Genomic DNA, 20381 nt, shown 5'->3' with positions numbered 1-20381 from the left:
TCTTCCACTAATCAACTAGTGAAAGGGTCCTGGTGATCGCCTACCGTATCGATCGTCAGTCCGGCATCCCCACATATGTCCAACTGATACTGCAGACCAAACAGGCCTTACGCCTCGGATCACTCACTGTCGGCGACAAGCTCCCGACGGCGAAAGACGTGGTCACGGCGCTTGCCATCAACCCGAACACCGTGCTCAAGGCCTACCGCGAACTCGAACGAGAAGGCCTGGTCGAACCACGGACCGGATCGGGAACCTTCGTCGTCGCCTCTCTGGCGAAACCCGGCATGGCCGAACGATCGGCCCTCGAGAACGAACTGGGCCGCTGGATTCGCCATTGCCTCGCAGCTGGACTGGACCGACCGGACCTCGAGGCCATCGTCACCGCTGCCCTCGACACCCACTTCGACCGACCGGAAAGAGACGGATCATGACCGACGCAGTTCTCACCATGGACGAGGTGGTCAAGTCGTTCCGCCGAAAGACTGTCCTCGACCACTGCTCGTTTGCCATCGAAAGAGGAAGCGTCACAGCGTTGGTCGGCTCCAACGGTGCAGGCAAGTCGACTCTGATGTCGCTGGCCGTCGGACTGCTCACACCGGATTCCGGGAACATTCGAGTGCTGGGCGAAGCCGTGGGCCAACGTGGGATCGCGCCCGGCCTCTCCTACCTCGCTCAGCACAAACCCCTTTATCCGCACTTCACCGTCGCCGATACGCTCCGGTTCGGCCGAAACACCAACGTGCACTGGGACGATGCGTACGCGGCAGAACTCGTGGACGCAGCGGGCATAGCCGCCTCGGCACGCGTCAAGTCACTCTCCCCCGGCCACCGCACCCGGGTCGCGCTGGCCTTGGCCCTGGGTCGGCGACCGCAGGTACTGCTGCTCGACGAGCCTCTCGCCGACCTGGATCCGGTCGCCCGTCGCGCCGTGGCCCGAACTCTCATGCGCGACGCGGCCGAGAACGGCACGACCATCGTCCTCTCGTCTCATGTGTTGTCGGAACTGGTCGACGTCGCCGACCGACTACTCCTGTTGCGCGACGGAGGGATTCGACTCGACGGTGACCTGGATGCCATCACCGCCGAGCACTACCTCCTCGTCGGTAGCACCGCTGACGAACCCACCGTTGACAACGGAACCATCGTCTCCGACGTATCCGGTTCCGGTGCAACGGTATTCGTCGTCCGCGGCACCAGACCGGAGACAGCGCGACCGGGCTGGACCGTCGAAGACGCTACCGTGGACGACGTCGTACTCGCACACCTCGGTGCGGAGGTAGCGGCATGATCTGGGTGACGTGGAGACAATTTCGCGCGACAATTCTGCTCGGGGTGCTGACCCCACTTCTGTTGGCAACGATCACCATTGCGATCACCGTCATCGACGGTGGCGTTTTCCCCACGGCTTCCCTGAGTGGATGCCTGTCGTTCGACGCCACCGAGTGCAAGGCGGAAACCGCCCAGACTGTCGCCGTCATGCTGACCGTCGCCCTACCGGTGGTGCTGGGTGCCTTCGTCGGCGTAACGGCGTTCTCCCGTGACCTCGAACGTCGAACGCACGTACTGGGTTTGAGCCAGTCCGTCAGCCGTCGGCGGTGGTACACGATACGAGTGGCCGTGGTGTTCGTGCCCACCGTGCTCGCCATGACTCTGCTGGGGTGCTCGTTGTACTGGGCCAAGTACCAGACCGCGCCCGACGAGTTCGCCGTCGCGTTCGGCGGATACGATTCGGTCCTCGAATTTCCCGTTTTCGGTGCAACCGGATTCGTCACGGGTGGGTACACCGCCGTCGGATTGATGCTCGGCGCGACATTTGCATTGGTTCTACGAAACACAGTGGCAGCGATGGTCGGAACCGTCATCGCGACATCGCTGCTGATCGCGGTATTTCCCACGCAGATCAGGGAGCATTATGCGGCTGCGTCCGTCGAGGAACTGACCCTGGAACAGAAGAGCAACGAGATGTACGGCGGCGGTACCCCCGACTTCTCGCTGCCACTCGACTCGAGTGACCTTTTCTATGCCCGTTGGGTTTTTTCGTCCGACTATGTCGACTCGAATGGACAACCCGTGGCTATCGACTGGCAACAGTGCAGCCAACTCGAGAACCGTCGAGACATGAGCGAATTCGAGACGGTCGCCGAGTACGAGGCGTACTCGGACAAGCTGCTCGCGCAAGTCAAGCAACTACAACTCGACTGCATCCGTGGTCAGGGTGCCGAAGCCTTCGAGACGAAGTACCACGAGGATCGACTGTTCTGGCGGTTCCAGGCGATAGAGACAGCCCTCACATCGGTGATCGCCTCCCTGTTGGGTGGGTTGTCACTGCTGCTGGTGCGGAGACTGCGACCGTGACGGCGGGTCCATGCAACATGCGACGCGGCTCGAAGCCACCACCATCAGAGTTGCGCAATCAACTCAGGGAGCCCCACCGCCGCAGTGGTACGCCACCGGTGATCGGCCATGTCCGAGACCTCGGTCTCGACCGGGTTGATCTCGACGACCGTGGCGCCGGCGCTACGAGCGATCGCAGGCAGTCCCGCGAACGGGTACACGACTCCCGACGTGCCGACCACGAGAACGAGGTCGGCACGTCGGACGGCGTCCTCGGCCGCCTCCCACGCGGCCTCGGGCAACGATTCGCCGAACCACACCGCACCCGGCCGAATCAGCCCGCCGCACACCGGACATTCCGGCGGCGGAACCCGCTGGTCCGCCTCGGCCGGTGCGTCGGCGGCACCGGCGTCGAGTGCTGCCCGCGTCCCGCAGTCGCTGCAGTACGGCTCGAACAAACTGCCGTGTACGTGCGCGAGAACCGTTGCCCCCGCTCTCTCGTGAAGGTCGTCGACATTCTGGGTGGCGATGTCGACGTGCGCTCGTTGCTGCCACTGGGCAAGCGCCACATGTCCGGCGTTGGGCTCGGAGCGCCGCACCAATTCCGCTCGCCACCGATACCAGCCCCACACCAGATCACTGTCGGCCATCCAGCCCTCGGGGCTGGCGAGGTCCTTGGGATCGAAGTCCTTCCACAACCCGCTCTGGGCATCCCGAAAAGTTGCGATCCCCGACTCGGCCGACATGCCCGCACCCGTGAGAACGGTGATGCTCGACGCTGCGCGGGCAGCGTTCACCACAGGCTCTGGAACAGCATGGGTCGGGAGGTCACGAGGGAAGGTCACGACCTCATTGTGCCAAGCTGTGTGTCCGGTCGCGCTACCGTGGTGGCATGAGCATCGACACGAGCGTGCGTACTCGACGACGGTGGCCACTGTGGGTGGCGGCCTGCACGGCTGTCGTCGTGGTCGCGGCCGTCGGTGTTCTGTGGCTGGCACCGAGCCGATACATCCCGTGGGACACCCAGGCTTTTCCCGAGGTGAATACCGGTGAACTGACGACCGATCAGACCCGGGTGGTGGAACTGTTGCGCACCGAGCACGAGCAGCAGCGCCCGGGAACGTTCTATGCCGAGGGTGTGGACGAAGCCTGGTGTGCCGACTTCGTCAGCTGGATCATGAAGGAAGCGGATATGCCGCTCTCGAACCCCAATTCCGGTTCGTGGCGCATACCCGGCGTCTACACACTGCAGGAGTACTACCAGGAGCAGGGTCGATTCGAGGCTGTCGGTAGCTACACGCCATCGGTGGGCGACGTGGTGCTCTACGACAACAGCAGCTGGATCGGCCAGCACACCAACGTGATCGTGGCGGTCGACGGAGACGAGGCCATCACCGTCGGAGGTAACGAGGCCGGAAAGATCCGAGTCCACACCTTGCACTACGGATCCGACTCCGGCGTGGTCGGATTCGGCCGATTGGCGAACTGACGCTCACTCGCCGGGCCGGCAGCTTCCGTCGCTGTACGATCGCGCGCCACCATCTCGCTTGGCCTCAAAGAGCAACATGTCGGCGCGATCGAAGCAGTCGTCCACGGACTCCCCTCGTCGCAACGTCGTGTGCCCCGCGGAGAATGTCTGCCGGTCGGGAACGACGGCGGCGAGCTCGGTCAGCACGGCCGCCATCGTCGTCGATCCCACTCCCGGCATCGCGAGAGCGAACTCCTCTCCACCCCATCTCGCGATCGAGGCTCGGCCACCGAGCAGATCTGTCGCAGCAGCGGAGAACCGAACCAACAGTTGGTCACCGCGGCCGTGGCCGTACTTGTCGTTGTACAACTTGAAGCGGTCGAAATCGATCATGGCAAGCGCAACCGCGCCCTCAGCCCCCGGCGGTGTGGTCAACTGGTGCAACCGATCTCGCCATCCTCGCCGATTGAGCAGTCCGGTGAGGGCGTCGGTCTGTGCGGCTACACGCAGGTCTTCCTCGACGCGCCTCCGGTCGGTGATGTCGTGCACAACGGCCATCGTCCACCTTTGTCCCTCCGGTCCAGGAACCTCGCTGGCCGAGATCCAACCCCACCGGACCGTGCCGTCGGCATGCAGGTAGCGCTTCTCGACGCGAACCGATTCCCCGCGAGCCTTCGCGTCGTCCATGATCTGCTCCATGGCGGCGTGCTGGGCCAAGTCGTCGGGGTGGGTGAACTGACGAGAAGATCTGCCGGGCAAACGATCACGAGGACACCCGACGATTGCTGCGTAGGCCTCGTTGGCGAGAACCAGCAGTCCGTCTTCGTCGGCGAGCGCCAAACCGACGGTGCTGGCCTCGAATATCTCCCTGTACCAACGATCGGCGTCGACCATCTTCAGCCAGGTCTCTTCCTCGAACGGTGCGAGCCACGACGATTCACACGACGACCCGACGATACGCCGCGCTGCCGCGCCCGGCCTTGGGTAGCCGACGACAGGCGGTCTTGACATTGACGTAGCGTCAAGGTTCACACTGACGACATGAGAATCGGATCTCTGGCGGAGGCCGTCGGAACGACACCGCGAACGGTGCGTCATTACCACCGCCTCGGCTTGCTCGACGAGCCGCGCCGTCTGTCCAACGGATATCGCGAGTACACGATCGACGACGTCATTCGGCTGATGAGAATCCGGTGGCTGGCCGACTGTGGAATGCCACTGGGCGAGATAGCCGCCGCACTCGGTGGGCCCCCGGCGGGCGAGACCGATGTGGTCGCCGACCTCCGGGCTCTTCTCGTCGGTATCGAACTGGAGCAGTCCGCGCTCGCCCGCAAACACATCCACCTCTCGGCACTACTGAACGACGCAGTCGAGCATCGCAAGCTGACTGCACTTCCGCGCGAGGTGGCCGACGCCCTGAGCGTGCTGATCGACGCTTCCGTCGATTCGGACCGAGAAACGTTGATCCGTGAACGCGATCTACTCGAGGTGATGGCGATATCGGGAGCCGTTCCCGCATCGTTCTTCGAGACGGTGACCGCGACACTCGGCGACCACGGCCTTCGTCAGAAATACCTCGGACTTCTACGCAGATTCAGCGCCCTCGAAGGCAGAGACCCGGACGAGGCGGAGAGCGATATCGATTCGCTCGCCGCAGAACTGGAGTCGATGCTCGACCTCTGTTCACTTGCCTCCGATCCATCCGATATCGCTGCGAACGCCGATGAGATCAGCTCCCTGAGTATCGACGACATCCTGCCCGATCCGGCCCAGCGCACTGTGATCGTCCGTGCCACCGCACGCCTGCAGACGACCGAACACCCACGCTCCGGAGGCACCCGATGACGGTCGACTTCCCTGCCCAAGTCGGTAGATGGCACTCGTTGGTGCTCTGGACGCGCGGGCAGCACGCGCCGATCGCTGCGGACTCGACCGCGTTCACTGTTACCCGGGGAACGCTCGGATTACCCCTGATGTTCGGTGCTGCCACCGTGATCGAGATGGTCGTTCTGCACTTACTGATTCCGTGGCTGTGGCTCAGCGCGCTGGTCGCAGCCTTGTCGGTGGCGTCCCTGGTGTTGCTCGCGTCGTCGGTCGCCCTGGCTCGGGCGCACCCGCATGTTCTCTCACCCGACGCCCTCGTTCTACGCATGTCCGGCACCGTCGTAGCGAAAGTGGACCGCGCGGATATCGCGTCGGTCCGAATCCACCGACGCTACGGCGTCGTGTCGCCTGCTCTCGACGGCGGGCGGCTCGCCCTGCCGAACCAGGACGGCACCGCGGTCGATATCGAGCTGTCCAGTGCCACAGAGGTTCTGGTTCCCGCACTCCTGCAGCGATGGCGGATATCCGGCTCCGCTCACTCGTTCGGTGTTCAGGTGGACGATCCCGCCGCACTGGTTGCTGCGCTCACGCCCTCCACATCGGACCCGGGAGTAGACCGGCGCAGCAGACGAGTTGCGAACAAAAGGACCACCAACGCGAGCACCGTGATACCGGATCCGGCCCAGATGGGCGAGGTGTAGCCGAGGCCGGCCGAGATGGTCACGCCGCCGAGCCACGCGCCCAACGCATTTCCGAGATTGAACGCGGCGATGTTCGCACCGGACGCCATCGTCGGGGCGTCGGGGGCGAACGACATCACTCGCATCTGCAGCCCCGGCACCGTCGCGAAACCGAAAGCGCCCATGAGGACGAGGGAGGCCACAGTCGCCGGACGACTCTCCGCGGTCAGAGCGAAGAAGACGAGAACGACGGTCAATGAGCCGAGCAGCGTCAACAACGTGGCGGTGAGGTTGCGGTCGGCGGCCCTGCCGCCGAGGTAGTTTCCGACGAAGAGGCCTCCGCCGAACAGCACGAGCAGCCAGGGCACCGAGCTCGACGCGAAACCGCTGACGTCGGTGAGGGTGAACGCAATATACGTGAACGCGCCGAACATACCGCCGAATCCGAGCACCGTCGTGGCGATGGAGAGCCATACCTGGGGAGACCGGAACGCACGCAATTCGCGCCGCAGATCGCTCTCCTCACCGATCCCGGTTTCCCGAGGAACGAGGGCCGCAATGCCGATCAGCGCAACGATGCCGATCACCGTGATGGCCCAGAACGCCGACCGCCATCCGTAACTCTGACCGAGGAACGTTCCGAACGGAACGCCGAGAACGTTGGCGGCGGTGAGGCCGGCGAACATCATGGCAATCGCTCCCGCCTTCTTTGCGGGCTCGACCAGACCTGCCGCGACCACGGCACCGATTCCGAAGAACGCTCCGTGGCACAGCGCTGCGACCACACGACCGAGCAGCATCGTGTCGTAACTGCCCGAGAGTGCGGAGATCAGGTTGCCTGCGATGAACAGACAGATCAGGGCGAGCAGGACGGTCTTGCGGGGAAGTCGCGTCACCGCAGCGGTGACCACCAGTGCTCCGACGACGACGGACAACGCATAGCCGGTGATGAGCCAGCCGGCAGTGGCTTCGGTGACCGAGAAGTCGGCCGCGACCTCCGGTAGTAGGCCCATGATGACGAATTCGGTCAAACCGATGCCGAATCCTCCGATTGCGAGGGCGAGCAGGCCGAGTGGCATGTCGAATCTCCTAAGACGAAGTGGCGTAGGTAAATATCTGGCTATCGCGTGTAGTTGCACGCGCTTGGCAAATAGTTGCACACGCGCTCTATCCGCGCAAGAAGGCAATGCGTCGGACCAACCTCCACGCTCCCGAACTGGGACTATTGCCCTGAAGCAGACTCCGAGAAGTGCTTCACCTCGCGTACACGTATTGTTTGCCCGGTATCGCACATCCGACCGAGTAGTCGATCGACAGCCGGAGCCACTTCTCCTTCATGCATGTACACCCGACCGACAGCGACTCGGCCACCGATTTCACGACACCGGTCCAGGGCGCTTCTGCTCCGGTACCCGGCCCACAGGGTCGACCACCGCAACGGCGAGATCTCAACGGCTTGCGCGGCGTCGCGATCGCACTCGTCGTCGTGTTCCACATCTGGATGGGTCGCGTGTCGGGGGGCGTCGACGTCTTCCTGACGCTGTCCGGGTTCTTCTTCACCGCATCTCTACTGAGATCGGCCGAGGCCGGGGCAAGCCTGAATCCGATCACCCGCATCACGCGCGTGCTGCGCAGACTCGGTCCACCGCTGCTGATCACGCTGCTCGCAGTCGCCGTCGCATCGGTGTTCCTTCTGCCGCGCACCCGCTGGGCAGACCTGGGTGATCAACTCGTATCCGGTGTCTTCTATTACGTGAACTGGCAGCTGGCGACAACAGCGAACGACTACTTGGCGGCCGATCCCTCGGTGAGCCCCGTTCAGCATCTGTGGTCGGTCGCCGTGCAGTTCCAGTTCTATCTGCTGGCCATTGCCGTCGTGTTCGGTCTCGCATGGCTCAGACGCATCGCCCGACCCGAGGGGCCACGAAGTCTACGACCACGCACCTTTGCCGTGATCTTCGCCATGGTCGCTGTGGTGTCCTTCGTGTACGCGGCGGACGGTGTTCGACGGCATCAGGCATGGAACTACTACGACACCGGTGCGCGCCTCTGGGAGATCATGCTCGGTGCCGCACTCGCGGCCCTGATCGCTGCGCGAACCGACAGCTCGGCCGCTGCGCGAACCGACAGCTCGGTCGCTGCGGCGTCGGCCAGACATTCCCGCTTGTCGTCGACCGCACGCGGAGTCCTGGCCGTTGTCGGTATGGCCGTCATCGTCGCGTGCGGTTTCGTCGTCGACGGGGTGACTGCGTTTCCCGGTCCCTTGGCCCTGATTCCGGTGCTTGCGACCCTGGCGTTGATCGTCGCCGGGTCCGAGACCGCCGTCGCGGCCACGCTCTCCAACCGGTTCTTCGCTTGGGTCGGATCGATCGCATTTCCGCTGTACCTGTGGCACTGGCCACTGCTGATCTTCTATTTGTCGGCGACCGACAGATCCCATGCAGACGTACTCGGGGGTCTGTGCATCGTCGGGGCGTCGGTGGCGCTCGCATGGCTGACCGTGCGTCTGGTCGAGCGCCCCACACAGTCGAGCACGTTCACACCTGGACGTATCGCGGCTACTGCCTGCGCGGGCGTCGCCGCGCTCGTCGTCACGGCCGGTTCGATCGGATGGAACGTCTACATCGACCGGTCTGTCACCGCGGTGCAGGCCGATGAATCGGTCGACGAACTGACTCACCCGGGAGCGCTCGAACTGACCGACGGGATTCGCGCCGAGTCGGCCGCCATCCGTCCCCCGCTGTATTCGGCACCCGAGGATCTCCCCGTCACCACCCTCGAAGGCTGCATCGCCGACTTCGAGACACGCGATGCGGTCTCCTGCAGTTACGGCGACCTCGACGCGAACCGAACCATCGTGCTGGCGGGCAGCTCACACGCCGAGCACTGGGTGACCGCCCTCGACGCGCTCGGACTCCGGCACGGGTTCAAGGTCGTGACATTCCTCAAGATGGGCTGCCCGTTGAGCACGGACACGATGCCGATGCTCGGCCTCAACGAATATCCGGATTGTCTCGACTGGACGCAGACCGTGCTCGCCGACGTCGCGGCGATGAAACCTGCCTACGTGTTCACCACCACCACCCGCCCGCGGGAGGACTTCCCCGGCGATTACACCCCCACCTGGTACGCCGCAGTGTGGCGGGAACTCGCTGCGGAGGGTGTCGGAATACTGGGTGTTCGGGACACCCCGTGGCTTGCTTATCGCGCCATCGATTGCCTGGCCGACGGCGGCAATGCCACCTCGTGCGGCATTCCCAGGGACGAAGCTCTCGACCCCGTCAATCCGGCGCTGGCAGCCTCGTTCCAGTTTCCCGGGTTCTCCTCTCTCGACCTGTCCGATGCCGTCTGCGACGATTCGGTGTGCCGCGTCGAGCAAGGCAACGTACTGATCTACCGTGACGAGCATCATCTCACTGCGACCTACGTGCGAACTCTGACCACCGAGCTGGGACGACAGATCGGGACGGCCACCGGATGGTGGGACGGTCCGTGAGCCGAGCGCCTCGCGCTCGGTAAGCCCGGGCTCACCGGCCACAGTAGGGTTGATCCATGCTGCACGAAGCCTCCGACGACACGCCTGCCATCGCCGTATGGCCGGGATCCGCTTATCCGCTCGGCGCGACCTACGACGGAGCAGGAACCAATTTCGCACTGTTTTCCGAGGTCGCGGAGGCCGTGGATCTGTGCTTGATCGCCGACGACGGAACCGAGACCCGCATCCGTTTCGAGGAGTCCGACGGCTACGTCTGGCACGCATATCTGCCCACGGTGGTACCGGGTCAGCGCTACGGCTACCGCGTTCACGGCCCGTGGGATCCGGCAGCCGGGCATCGCTGCGACCCGAGCAAGCTGCTCGTGGATCCGTACGGCAAGGCGTTCGAGGGATCGTTCGACGGCGACCGATCGCTGTTCTCGTACAACATGGACGCGCCGGCTCCCGAACCCGAGGCCGAGGTACAGGTCGATCAGGAGTCCGCGAAGTCACTCGACGCCGAGGCCCCGTTCGAGGACGCCACCGACCTCGCCGATCCCGACGACGAACTCATCGAGGAAGCTCCCATCGCGCACGACGACGTGCCGAACAACGACTTCCCCCAGCATGATTCGCTCGGTCACACGATGACCACCGTCGTGATCAACCCCTTCTTCGACTGGCAGGCCGATCGCGCCCCGAAACGCCCGTACCACGAGACCGTGATCTACGAGGCCCACGTCAAGGGCATGACAATCAACCACCCCGAGATTCCCGAGGCCGAGCGCGGCACCTACGCAGGCCTGGCGCATCCAGTGATCATCGACCACCTCAACCACCTCGGTGTCACGGCCATCGAACTCATGCCGGTGCACCAGTTCATGCAGGATCAGGTTCTGCTGGACAAGGGACTGCGAAACTACTGGGGATACAACACATTCGGCTTCCTAGCCCCACATGCGGAGTACTCGTCGCTGCAGTCGCCCGGTGCCGCGGTCACCGAGTTCAAGGCCATGGTTCGCGCGTTCCACGCCGCCGGAATCGAGGTGATACTCGACGTGGTCTACAACCACACCGCCGAGGGCAATCACATGGGCCCGACCATCAGCTTCCGCGGCATCGACAACGCGGCGTACTACCGGCTCGTCGACGGCGATCTCGAGCACTACATGGACTACACGGGTACCGGCAACAGTCTCAACGCCCGACACCCGCACACGCTGCAGCTGATCATGGACTCGTTGCGCTACTGGGTGACCGAGATGCATGTGGACGGGTTCCGATTCGACCTCGCATCCACGTTGGCTCGCGAACTGCACGATGTCGATCGCCTGAGCGCATTCTTCGATCTGGTTCAGCAGGATCCGGTCGTCAGCCAGGTGAAGCTGATCGCCGAGCCCTGGGACATCGGTGAGGGTGGCTACCAGGTCGGCAACTTCCCCGGGCTGTGGACGGAGTGGAACGGCAAGTACCGCGACACCGTGCGTGACTACTGGCGCGGGGAGCCCGCGACGCTGGGCGAGTTCGCGTCGAGGCTGACCGGATCCTCGGATCTGTACGAGTCGAACGGTCGTCGCCCCGGGGCAAGCATCAACTTCGTCATTGCCCACGACGGATTCACCCTCAACGATCTCGTCTCGTACAACGACAAGCACAACGAGGCCAACGGTGAGGGCAACAACGACGGCGAGAGCCACAACCGATCCTGGAACTGCGGCGTCGAGGGACCGACCGACGATCCGGAAATTCTGGACCTCCGAGCCCGCCAGATCCGCAACATCATGGCGACTCTGCTGCTCAGCCAAGGTACGCCGATGATCGCTCACGGCGACGAGATGGCACGAACACAGCAGGGCAACAACAACGTGTACTGCCAGGACTCCGAACTGGCATGGATGGACTGGTCGTTGGCCGAGACCAACGCGGAACTGATCGAGTTCACGCGCAACGCCATCGCACTACGCGCCGAACACCCGGTGTTTCGTCGTCGGAGGTTCTTCGAGGGCCGTCCCATCCGAACCGGCGAGCAGGCACGAGATATCGCGTGGCTGACCCCTGCGGGCGAAGAGATGACTCCCGAGGATTGGGACAGCGGCTTCGGCAAGTCGCTGACCGTGTTCCTCAACGGCGAAGGAATTCCGGAACCGAATCAGCGCGGTGAGCGCGTGGTGGACGACTCGTTCCTGTTGTGCTTCAACGCACATCACGAAACGCTCGAGTTCGTGACCCCGGACGGGAACTACGCCAAGGAGTGGACGGTCGCCCTCGACACAGCAGCCCGCACCGGAGCGGGTGAGAAATCGATAGAAGCGGGTACACCGGTGGAAGTCACCGCTCGTTCCTTGCTCGTTCTACGAAAGACTGCCTGACACATGCCGCTGCCCACCAGTACATACCGGTTACAACTGCGGGGCGATGCCTTCACCCTGGCCGACGCCTCCGACGTGGTCGATTATCTCCACGACCTCGGGGTCACGCACCTGTACCTGTCGCCGATCCTGACTGCGACCGACGGATCGACACACGGATACGACGTCACCGACACCTCGACGGTCTCGGCCGCCCTGGGCGGTAGAGAAGCGTTGACGCAGTTGCATTCTCGTGCCGCGGAGCTGGGCATGGGGATAATCGTCGACATCGTGCCCAACCACGTCGGGGTGGAGGACCCGCGGCAGAACGCGTGGTGGTGGGACGTGCTGCGACGCGGTCGCGACTCCGAGTACGCGACGTACTTCGACATCGACTTCGGAGCCGACAACGGCGTCGACGGCAAGATCGCAATCCCTGTGCTCGGCAGCGCGAGCGACGTCGGAGAACTGACCGTCGACCGCTCCGAGGAGCAACCTCTGCTCGCGTTCTACGAGCACCGCTTCCCCATCGCAGACGGCACCGACGGCGACGATGCGCAGGCCGTACACGACCGTCAGGCCTACCGATTGGTGAGCTGGTCCGACGGGCTGATCGGATACCGACGGTTCTTCTCCGTGAACGGCCTGGCGGGAATCCGGCAGGAGGACCTCGACGTCTTCACCGACTCCCATCGTCAGGTGGCCGGGTGGATCGACGACGGACTGATCGACGGACTGCGGGTCGACCATCCCGACGGCCTGGCCGACCCCGCGGGTTATCTCACCGAACTGCGCGGACTTCTCGGGCCCGACCGGTGGCTCGTCATCGAGAAGATCCTGGCCGACGGTGAACCGCTGGACGAGTCGCTGCCCGTCGACGGAACGACCGGATACGACGCGTTGGCCGCCGTCGGTGGGGTGTTCGTCGACCCCGAGGGCGTTCATGCGCTCACCGCGCTCTCGCAGGTACGTTCGGGCATCGCCTACGACAGCGACACGCTGCACGAGACGGAACTCGACCTCAAGACCGGTGTTGCTCGCGGCGACCTGTCACCCGAGGTGCGACGCCTCGCTCGGGCCGTTGTTCGCGAGTCCGGCTCCACCGTCGAACTCGAGTCCGTCATCGACGCGATAGCTGCCGTCGTCGCGGCCGTCCCGGTCTACCGGACCGACTATGCACCGCTCGCCGGCGTGCTGCCGGGCGTGATCGCTGCTGTCGGCGAGGAGCAGCCGGACCTGGCCGGCGGTCTTGGCGCACTGGCGACCGCCCTCGTCACCGGTGCAGAATCTCCGGTCCGCTTCGACCAGGTCTGCGGTGCTGTCACAGCCAAAGGCGTAGAGGACTGCCTGTTCTACCGCGCCAACCGGTTGATCTCCCTGCAAGAGGTGGGCGGCGACCCGAGCCGATTCGGTTGCAGCACAGCGTATTACCATCTGACCAATGCCGATCGAGCGCGACGCTGGCCGGCTGCGATGACCACCCTGTCGACTCACGACACCAAACGCGGTGAGGATGTGCGTGCGCGAATCGGCGTACTGTCGCAGACTCCCGAGCTGTGGGCTCGCTGCATCACCGACTGGGAAGAGCTGACCCCGAGCCCCGACGGTACAACGGGAATGTTCCTGTGGCAGAACCTCTTCGGCGTCTGGCCGGTCGACGGAGTGATCACGTCCACGCTGCGTGAACGCGTTCACGCCTACGCGGAGAAGGCAATCCGCGAGGCCGCTCTCCGTACGACGTGGACTGCTCCGGACGAGGAGTTCGAGTCCGCGGTACACGGCTGGCTCGACGCCATCTTCGATGGTGCCGTCGCTCGATCGATGACGATGCTGGTCGAGAAGCTCGCTCCTCACGGCCATTCCGACGCGCTCGGGCAGAAGTTGTTGAACCTGGCCGGCCCCGGCATCCCCGATGTGTACCAGGGAACCGAGTTGTGGGAGGACTCGCTCGTCGATCCCGACAACCGCAGGCCGGTCGATTACTCCGTCCGTCGATCGATGCTCGCCGCGTCGAACACCGGTGCACTCTCGATCGATACGGGTGCTGCCAAGCTGGCCGTGGTTCGCTCCGCGCTGCACGTACGCCGCGAGCGGCCGGAGAGCTTCGTCGGCGGCACCTATGCGCCGATCGTCGCGGACGGATCCGCTGCCGAGCACCTCGTCGGATTCGCACGCGGCCCGGTTCCCGGAAACGCCGACGTGATCGCGCTGGCGACCAGACTCTCGCTCGGCGTGTCCGAGACGGGCTGGGGTGAGACATCCGTGACACTGCCCGATGGCCGGTGGCGCGATCGAATCACCGACTCCGAACACACGGGCACCGTCTCGGTGGCCGAGGTGTTCGCCTCACTCCCGGTCGCACTCCTGGTGCGCGACAACGAAGAAGCGGTGACACAGTGACATCCCCGACAGCAGCGACCCGTCGGTTCCAGGTCTGGGCACCGACCCCGGAGACGGTCCGCCTCCAGCTCGACGACACGGTGCATCCGATGCAGCGCTCCTCGAACGGGTGGTGGCATGCGGACGTCGACTGCAGCCCGACAAGTCGTTACGGTTTCCTGCTCGACGACGCAGACAAGGCGCTGCCGGATCCGCGATCGCCGCGGCAGCCCGACGGCGTACACGAGCTGTCCCAGGTCTTCGACATCGATCCGACGCTGTGGACCGACGCTTCCTGGACCGGACGGCAACTGCCCGGCTCGTCGATCTACGAGCTGCACATCGGCACGTTCACCGACGAAGGCACGTTCGATGCGGCTATCACCAAGCTCGATCATCTGGTCGACCTCGGCGTGACGTTCGTCGAGATCATGCCGGTCAACGGATTCAACGGCGTACACAACTGGGGCTACGACGGTGTGCTCTGGTACACCGTGCACGAGGCATACGGTGGCCCGGAAGGCTTGCAGCGCTTGGTCGATGCCTGCCACGGCCGCGGCATCGGCGTCGTTCTGGACGTGGTCTACAACCACCTCGGCCCGTCCGGTAACTATCTCGAACGCTTCGGCCCCTACATGACCGAGGGTGCCAACAGCTGGGGTCAGGCGATCAACTACGCCGATGCCGACTCGGGCGAGGTGCGGCGATACGCCCTCGACAACGCGCTGCGTTGGTTCTCCGAGTTCCACATCGACGCCTTGCGTCTGGATGCAGTACACGCGATAGTCGACCACACTGCGGTGCATCTACTCGAGCAGCTCTCGATCGAAACCCGCACCCTGTCGGCACATCTCGGTCGTCCACTGACCCTGATCGCCGAAAGCGACCTCAACGATCCTTCGCTGATCACGGCACGGTCGGGTGGCGGGTACGGACTCGACGCGCAATGGGACGACGACATTCACCACGCGATCCATGCGGCCGTTTCCGGTGAGCGGCAGGGATACTACGGCGACTTCGGTTCCCTCCAGGGCTTGGCGAACACGCTGCGGCAGGGGTTCTTTCATGCCGGAACGTATTCGAGCTTCCGCGGTCGGATCCACGGCCGCCCGCTGGATACGCGTCGTATTCCGGCCAGTTCACTGGTGACCTATACGACCACTCACGATCAGGTCGGCAACCGCGCAATCGGCGATCGACCGGGGTTCTACCTCTCCCCCGGCCAGCTCGCGATCAAGGCTGCTCTGGTGTTGACCTCGCCCTACACACCGATGTTGTTCATGGGCGAGGAGTGGGGAGCGTCGACGCCGTTCCAATTCTTCACCTCACACCCCGAGCCAGAGCTCGGCAAGGCCACCGCCGAGGGGCGCAAGGCGGAATTCGCCGAACACGGCTGGGACAAGAGCGATATCCCGGACCCACAGGATCCCGAGACCTTCACGCGGTCGAAGCTGAACTGGTCGGAACTGGGCGACGGAGACCATGCGCGACTGTTGGCCCTCTACCGCGATCTGTTGAGGCTTCGCCGCGACCGGACCGAACTGACCGACCCGTGGCTGGACCACGTGAAGGTGGACTACGACGAGGACGCGAAATGGATCGTCGTTCGCCGTAGCCGGCTCAGCGTGGTGTGCAACCTGTCCGAATCTGCTGTGACCGTGCCGGTCGGCGGCTCACCACTGCTCGAGTGGGAGCCGACGACATCGGACGAGACCGGCTCCACCACAACGGTTCCCGGTCACTCCGTCGTGGTACTGGAATCCTGACGCCTGCGTAGATTGACCAGGACGAACACGGCGGTGATGGCCAGCACCACCGCGGTGGCGACGGCCGCGACATGCATGCCCGAGACGAAGGCAGCATGCGCGGAGTCCAGTAGACCCGTCGCCACCGAGTCCGGCAGCTCACGGGCTACCGAATCGGCACCGCCGAGAGTCTCACCGGCCCTTGCCCCCAGTTCGGGGGTCAGCTGCGTGACGTCGATGCCGCGACGGAAGATCGCCATGACAACGGTGCCGAGTAGTGCGACGCCCAGTGCGATACCCAGTTCGTATGCGGTTTCCGACACTGCCGAGGCAGCTCCCGCCCGTTCGGGTTCGACGGCACTGACCACCAGCTCTGAGGTCAGCGTCAGCGCGACACCGACGCCGGCCCCCACGAGGACGAACCCGGCAATGAACAGGGCCGGACCGCTGTCGGTTGCGAGGCCGACCAGGATCCCGGCACCCGCGGCGGCGACGAACATTGCGACCCCGAGAACCGTTCCCGCACTGAAGTATCGAACCAGGACTGCAACCAGCAGTGAGGTGACGATGCTGGCGGCGGTACCGGGAAGCAGCAACAGACCCGCCTCGAGCGGGCTGTTGCCGAGCACGAGCTGCAGATACTGCGAACCGAAGAACAGGACCCCGGCGAGGGCGAACACCGACAGGAAGTTCGTTGCGACGCCCGTCGAGAACGCCCGGTTGGCAAACAGTCTCAGGTCGATCATCGGTGCCGCGAGGGTGCGCTGACGGCGGACGAACACGTATCCGGCGATCACACCGACCACCGCCGACAGCACGTAGACCACGTCGAAGCCGTGTGCCGCAGTCTCTTTCACCGCGAATACCAGCGGCACGATGGCGAGCATCGACAGCGCCGAACTCGTGAGGTCGAACCGACCCGGGTTCGGGTCCTTCGACTCGGGAATCACCAGCGGTCCCAGCGCGATCAGCACGAGCATCACGGGGATGTTGATGAGAAACACCGATCCCCACCAGAAGTGCTCGAGCAGCCAACCGCCCACGAGCGGACCGGCAGCGGCACCGCCACCGGCCATTGCGCCCCAGACGCCGATCGCGGCGACGCGTTGACGCGGGTTCAGGAAGATGGTTCGAATCAAGCCCAGGGTCGCGGGCATCAACGTCGCACCGGAAATACCCTGCAACACCCGGGCCGCGATCAGCATCTCCGCGCTGGTCGACACGGCCGCTACGAGTGAGGCGATACCGAAGCCCGCAGCACCGATCAGTAGCAATCGGCGACGGCCGATTCGGTCGCCGAGCGTGCCCATGGTGATGAGCAGGCCGGCCAATACGAACGAGTAGACGTCGATGATCCACAGCAACTGGTTGCTGCTCGGCGCCAGGTCCGAACTGATGAAAGGCAACGCCAGGTCGAGGACAGTGCCGTCGACCGCGATGAGCAAGACGGCGAACGCCAGTACCACCAGACCGAGCCAGTCTCGCGGAGTCGCCCGGTGCTCGGATCCCCCGGCTACCTCGTGCACCGAATCGGTGCGCATGTCACTCACTGCTTCTCCTACGTTCTACGTTCGGTGCCGGCGATGGCCGGTCCGAAACGGCTGCGAGTACCAACCGTCCAGCCGGTACAGTGATCGAGAGTACCGCCAACCGTCCAGCCGGTAAAGTGAATTCCATGTCATCGGACACCCGCGACCGAATTTTGGATTCACTCGAGACGCTGCTCCTCGAACACGGCATGACAAAAGTGACTCTGGACAGCGTCGCCGCCGCCGCCGGGGTATCGAAGGGCGGCTTGCTGTATCACTTCAAGACCAAGGACTCGCTGGTTGCTGCCATGGTCCGGCGGCTCGCCGTTCAGGCCGATCGACAGCGTGCCGACGCTGCGGAGGGTGGCACCTCTGTGGCGGAGTGGTATCTGCAGCCACCCGATTCCATTTCGGACAAGGAAATCGCCCTGTATCGCTCCACGCTGGCGGCACTGCGCAGCGTCGACGGGAACTCGGGCGAGGTGCAGGATGCCGTCACCGACATGATGCAGCAGTGGGACGAGGGCCTACGCACAGAGATAGACGATCCGGTCCAGGCCGAGATCGTCCGTCTCGTCGGCGACGGGATCTACCTCGGTGCCGTGCTCGACCTACCGGCAGTGGACCCCGAATTACACAAGCGTGTCGTCGACCGCCTGCTCGGTCGCTGACTCAGGTCAAGTAGCGGTACACCGGCGAACCCGGCTCCAACTGCTCCACCTGCAGGTGCGAGGACCGCATCCGTTCGAGGAGGGAAGAGAGTCCGTCCGCAGCGCCGAGTTGAATACCGACGAGCGCGGCACCCGTCTCCCGGTTGTTGCGCTTGACGTACTCGAACAAGGTGATGTCGTCCTCGGGCCCGAGCACCTCGTCGAGAAAACGACGCAGCGCGCCGGGCTCCTGCGGAAAGTCCACGAGAAAGTAGTGCTTCAGGCCCAGGTGAACGAGCGATCGCTCGAGAATTTCGCCGTAGCGAGAGACGTCGTTGTTGCCGCCGGACACCAAACACACGACTGTGCTTCCCGGCGCGACGTCGAGATGCTCAAGCGCCGCAACGGCCAACGCGCCTGCAGGCTCGGCGATGACGCCTTCGTTCTGGTACAGCTCGAGCATCGCGGTACAGACCGCGCCCTCGTCGATCTGGGTGATCAGGAATGCACCGGGGCCGGAACTGTCGAACACCGGCGCGGTGATCAGCGGCAACGAAGCATGGGACACCACCGTGGCACCGAGCGACTGCAACGCCGAGTACGGCACGTCGCCGATGCGGCGGACGGCGGCCCCGTCGACGAAGGGATCGATCTCGGAGAGTGTCACCGGACCGCCGGCGATCAGCGCGGCAGTCATGGACGCCGCGCCGGACGGTTCGACACCCACCAGTGACGTCTGCGGTGCGCGCTCACGAAGGTAGCTGGAGATGCCGGCGATGCATCCGCCTCCGCCGACGGGCATCACGACCACATCGGGTGCCCCGCCGAGCTGATCGATCATCTCGGCGGCAATGGTGCCCTGCCCGGCCACGGTTCGCGGATCGTCGAACGGCGGCACCATGGTGGCACCGGTGCGGGCGACATCTGCGGCTGCAGCAGCCGCCGCGGCATCGAATGTGTCGCCGATGACGATGAGCTCCACGAAGTCACCGCCGTGCACTCGGATTCGGTCGCGTTTCTGCTTGGGCGTGTTCGCGGGAACGTAGATGCGACCGTGCACCTGCATCGAGCGACATGCGAACGCCACTCCCTGAGCATGGTTGCCTGCGCTCGCGGTGACCACGCCGACAGCCCGCTCGGCATCGGTCAGCTGGTCCATCAGGTTGTAGGCACCACGAATTTTGTACGACCGCACGATCTGCAAGTCTTCGCGCTTGAGGTAGACCTTCGCGCCGGTCTGCGCCGACAACCGCTCGCACAGCTGCAGGGGTGTTGCGGCCACCACCGCCGAAATTCGCACCGCAGCGGCATCGATATCGGCCGCGGTGACGGCTACCGACGATGGGTGCTGAGAGGCGAGGTCAGGGGATGAAGACACCAGCACATGCTGCCACCAGAGTGGAACGGTCACCCACTCGGGACCGTTCCACTCCTCTGATGGCTCGAGTTCAGACGCGCGCGAGGACGAACACCGGGATCTCGCGATCGGTCTTCTTCTGATAGTCCGCGTAATCGGGGTAGGCCGCGACCGAGCGTTCCCACCACACGGCTTTCTCGTCGCCGGTCACCTCGCGAGCGACATAGTCGTGCTTCTCGGTTCCGTCCTGCAACTCGACGAGCGGCTCGGCTTTGACGTTGTGGTACCAAACCGGATGCTTGGGTGCTCCACCCAGCGAGGCCACGATGGCGTACTCGCCGTCGTGTTCGACTCTCATCAACGGCGACTTGCGCAGCTTGCCGCTCTTGTTCCCCTTGGTGGTCAGCAGCACGACCGGCATCCCGTTCATCGTCGTACCCTCGGTTCCGCCGGAGTTCTCGTATCGCTCGGCCTGCTCACGGGCCCAGTCGGATGAACTCGGTTCGTATTCTCCTGTCAATGGCATGACTTTCAGTGAACACCTCTCGTGCGCGTGACGCCACGAGATCGACCACATTGCCTGGTCCAG

16 protein-coding genes are annotated in these 20381 nt (G+C 64.3%); 10 read left to right on the top strand and 6 right to left on the bottom strand.

Annotated features, from left to right (window positions below):
* Positions 1–32: 32 nt before the first annotated feature.
* Genes O4220_RS12350 through O4220_RS12340 form a run of 3 tightly spaced genes read left to right on the top strand, consistent with a single transcriptional unit; the run spans position 33 to position 2358 of the window.
* The gene (locus O4220_RS12350; RefSeq protein ID WP_032403970.1) at positions 33–434 is read left to right on the top strand and encodes a GntR family transcriptional regulator; all 402 of its coding nucleotides are present in this window, start codon (positions 33–35) and stop codon (positions 432–434) included.
* Positions 431–1291, top strand: coding sequence for an ABC transporter ATP-binding protein (locus tag O4220_RS12345; RefSeq protein ID WP_269604538.1), 861 nt, complete (start codon positions 431–433; stop codon positions 1289–1291). The genes O4220_RS12350 and O4220_RS12345 overlap by 4 nt, the downstream gene beginning before the upstream one ends.
* Entirely contained in the window at positions 1288–2358 is a 1071-nt protein-coding gene (locus O4220_RS12340) for a hypothetical protein (protein ID WP_269604536.1), read from the top strand. The genes O4220_RS12345 and O4220_RS12340 overlap by 4 nt, the downstream gene beginning before the upstream one ends.
* A gap of 44 nt (positions 2359–2402) precedes the next feature.
* Here O4220_RS12340 and O4220_RS12335 read toward each other — a convergent pair whose 3' ends face one another.
* A complete protein-coding gene (locus O4220_RS12335) occupies positions 2403–3134 on the bottom strand; it encodes an SIR2 family NAD-dependent protein deacylase (protein WP_420030381.1) in 732 nt (243 codons plus the stop codon).
* 95 nt (positions 3135–3229) lie between these two features.
* Here O4220_RS12335 and O4220_RS12330 point away from each other — a divergent pair, with 95 nt between their 5' ends.
* Entirely contained in the window at positions 3230–3826 is a 597-nt protein-coding gene (locus O4220_RS12330; RefSeq protein WP_269604532.1) for a CHAP domain-containing protein, read from the top strand.
* 3 nt (positions 3827–3829) lie between these two features.
* Here the strand turns inward: O4220_RS12330 and O4220_RS12325 are convergent, their stop codons facing one another.
* Entirely contained in the window at positions 3830–4816 is a 987-nt protein-coding gene (locus O4220_RS12325; protein ID WP_269604529.1) for a GGDEF domain-containing protein, read from the bottom strand.
* A gap of 30 nt (positions 4817–4846) precedes the next feature.
* On the opposite strand from O4220_RS12325, the gene O4220_RS12320 reads away from it, so the two are divergent.
* Positions 4847–5650 (top strand): MerR family transcriptional regulator, encoded by an 804-nt coding sequence (locus O4220_RS12320; RefSeq protein WP_269604528.1) that lies wholly within the window; start codon positions 4847–4849, stop codon positions 5648–5650.
* Positions 5651–6179: 529 nt separating this feature from the next.
* Here the strand turns inward: O4220_RS12320 and O4220_RS12315 are convergent.
* The gene (locus O4220_RS12315; RefSeq protein WP_269604526.1) at positions 6180–7388 is read right to left on the bottom strand and encodes an MFS transporter; all 1209 of its coding nucleotides are present in this window, start codon (positions 7386–7388) and stop codon (positions 6180–6182) included.
* A gap of 257 nt (positions 7389–7645) precedes the next feature.
* Between O4220_RS12315 and O4220_RS12310 the strand changes: the two genes are divergently transcribed.
* Genes O4220_RS12310 through treZ form a run of 4 tightly spaced genes read left to right on the top strand, consistent with a single transcriptional unit; the run spans position 7646 to position 16277 of the window.
* Positions 7646–9805, top strand: a complete 2160-nt coding sequence (locus O4220_RS12310; protein ID WP_269604525.1) for an acyltransferase family protein — start codon at positions 7646–7648, stop codon at positions 9803–9805.
* Positions 9806–9861: 56 nt separating this feature from the next.
* Positions 9862–12153, top strand: coding sequence for a glycogen debranching protein GlgX (gene glgX, locus O4220_RS12305; protein ID WP_269604522.1), 2292 nt, complete (start codon positions 9862–9864; stop codon positions 12151–12153).
* Positions 12154–12156: 3 nt separating this feature from the next.
* A complete protein-coding gene (gene treY / locus O4220_RS12300; RefSeq protein WP_269604520.1) occupies positions 12157–14532 on the top strand; it encodes a malto-oligosyltrehalose synthase in 2376 nt (791 codons plus the stop codon).
* Positions 14529–16277, top strand: a complete 1749-nt coding sequence (gene treZ, locus O4220_RS12295) for a malto-oligosyltrehalose trehalohydrolase (protein WP_269604518.1) — start codon at positions 14529–14531, stop codon at positions 16275–16277. The genes treY and treZ overlap by 4 nt, the downstream gene beginning before the upstream one ends.
* On the opposite strand, the gene O4220_RS12290 is transcribed toward treZ, so the two are convergent.
* Complete coding sequence (locus O4220_RS12290) at positions 16250–17797, bottom strand: MFS transporter (protein ID WP_269604618.1); 1548 nt, start codon at positions 17795–17797, stop codon at positions 16250–16252. The genes treZ and O4220_RS12290 overlap by 28 nt on opposite strands.
* Before the next feature lie 134 nt (positions 17798–17931).
* On the opposite strand from O4220_RS12290, the gene O4220_RS12285 reads away from it, so the two are divergent.
* Complete coding sequence (locus O4220_RS12285; protein ID WP_269604515.1) at positions 17932–18456, top strand: TetR/AcrR family transcriptional regulator; 525 nt, start codon at positions 17932–17934, stop codon at positions 18454–18456.
* A gap of 1 nt (position 18457) precedes the next feature.
* Here the strand turns inward: O4220_RS12285 and ilvA are convergent, their stop codons facing one another.
* Positions 18458–19813, bottom strand: a complete 1356-nt coding sequence (ilvA, locus tag O4220_RS12280) for a threonine ammonia-lyase IlvA (RefSeq protein WP_269604513.1) — start codon at positions 19811–19813, stop codon at positions 18458–18460.
* Between the two features lie 70 nt (positions 19814–19883).
* On the bottom strand, positions 19884–20318 hold the full coding sequence (locus O4220_RS12275) for a nitroreductase family deazaflavin-dependent oxidoreductase (RefSeq protein WP_032379532.1): 435 nt from the start codon (positions 20316–20318) through the stop codon (positions 19884–19886).
* Positions 20319–20381: the final 63 nt, after the last annotated feature.

This window comes from Rhodococcus ruber (assembly GCF_027270735.1).
Lineage (GTDB): Bacteria > Actinomycetota > Actinomycetes > Mycobacteriales > Mycobacteriaceae > Rhodococcoides > Rhodococcoides rubrum_A.
Note: the sequence above shows the minus strand (reverse complement) of the source record. Positions and strands in the feature narration are given on the sequence as shown.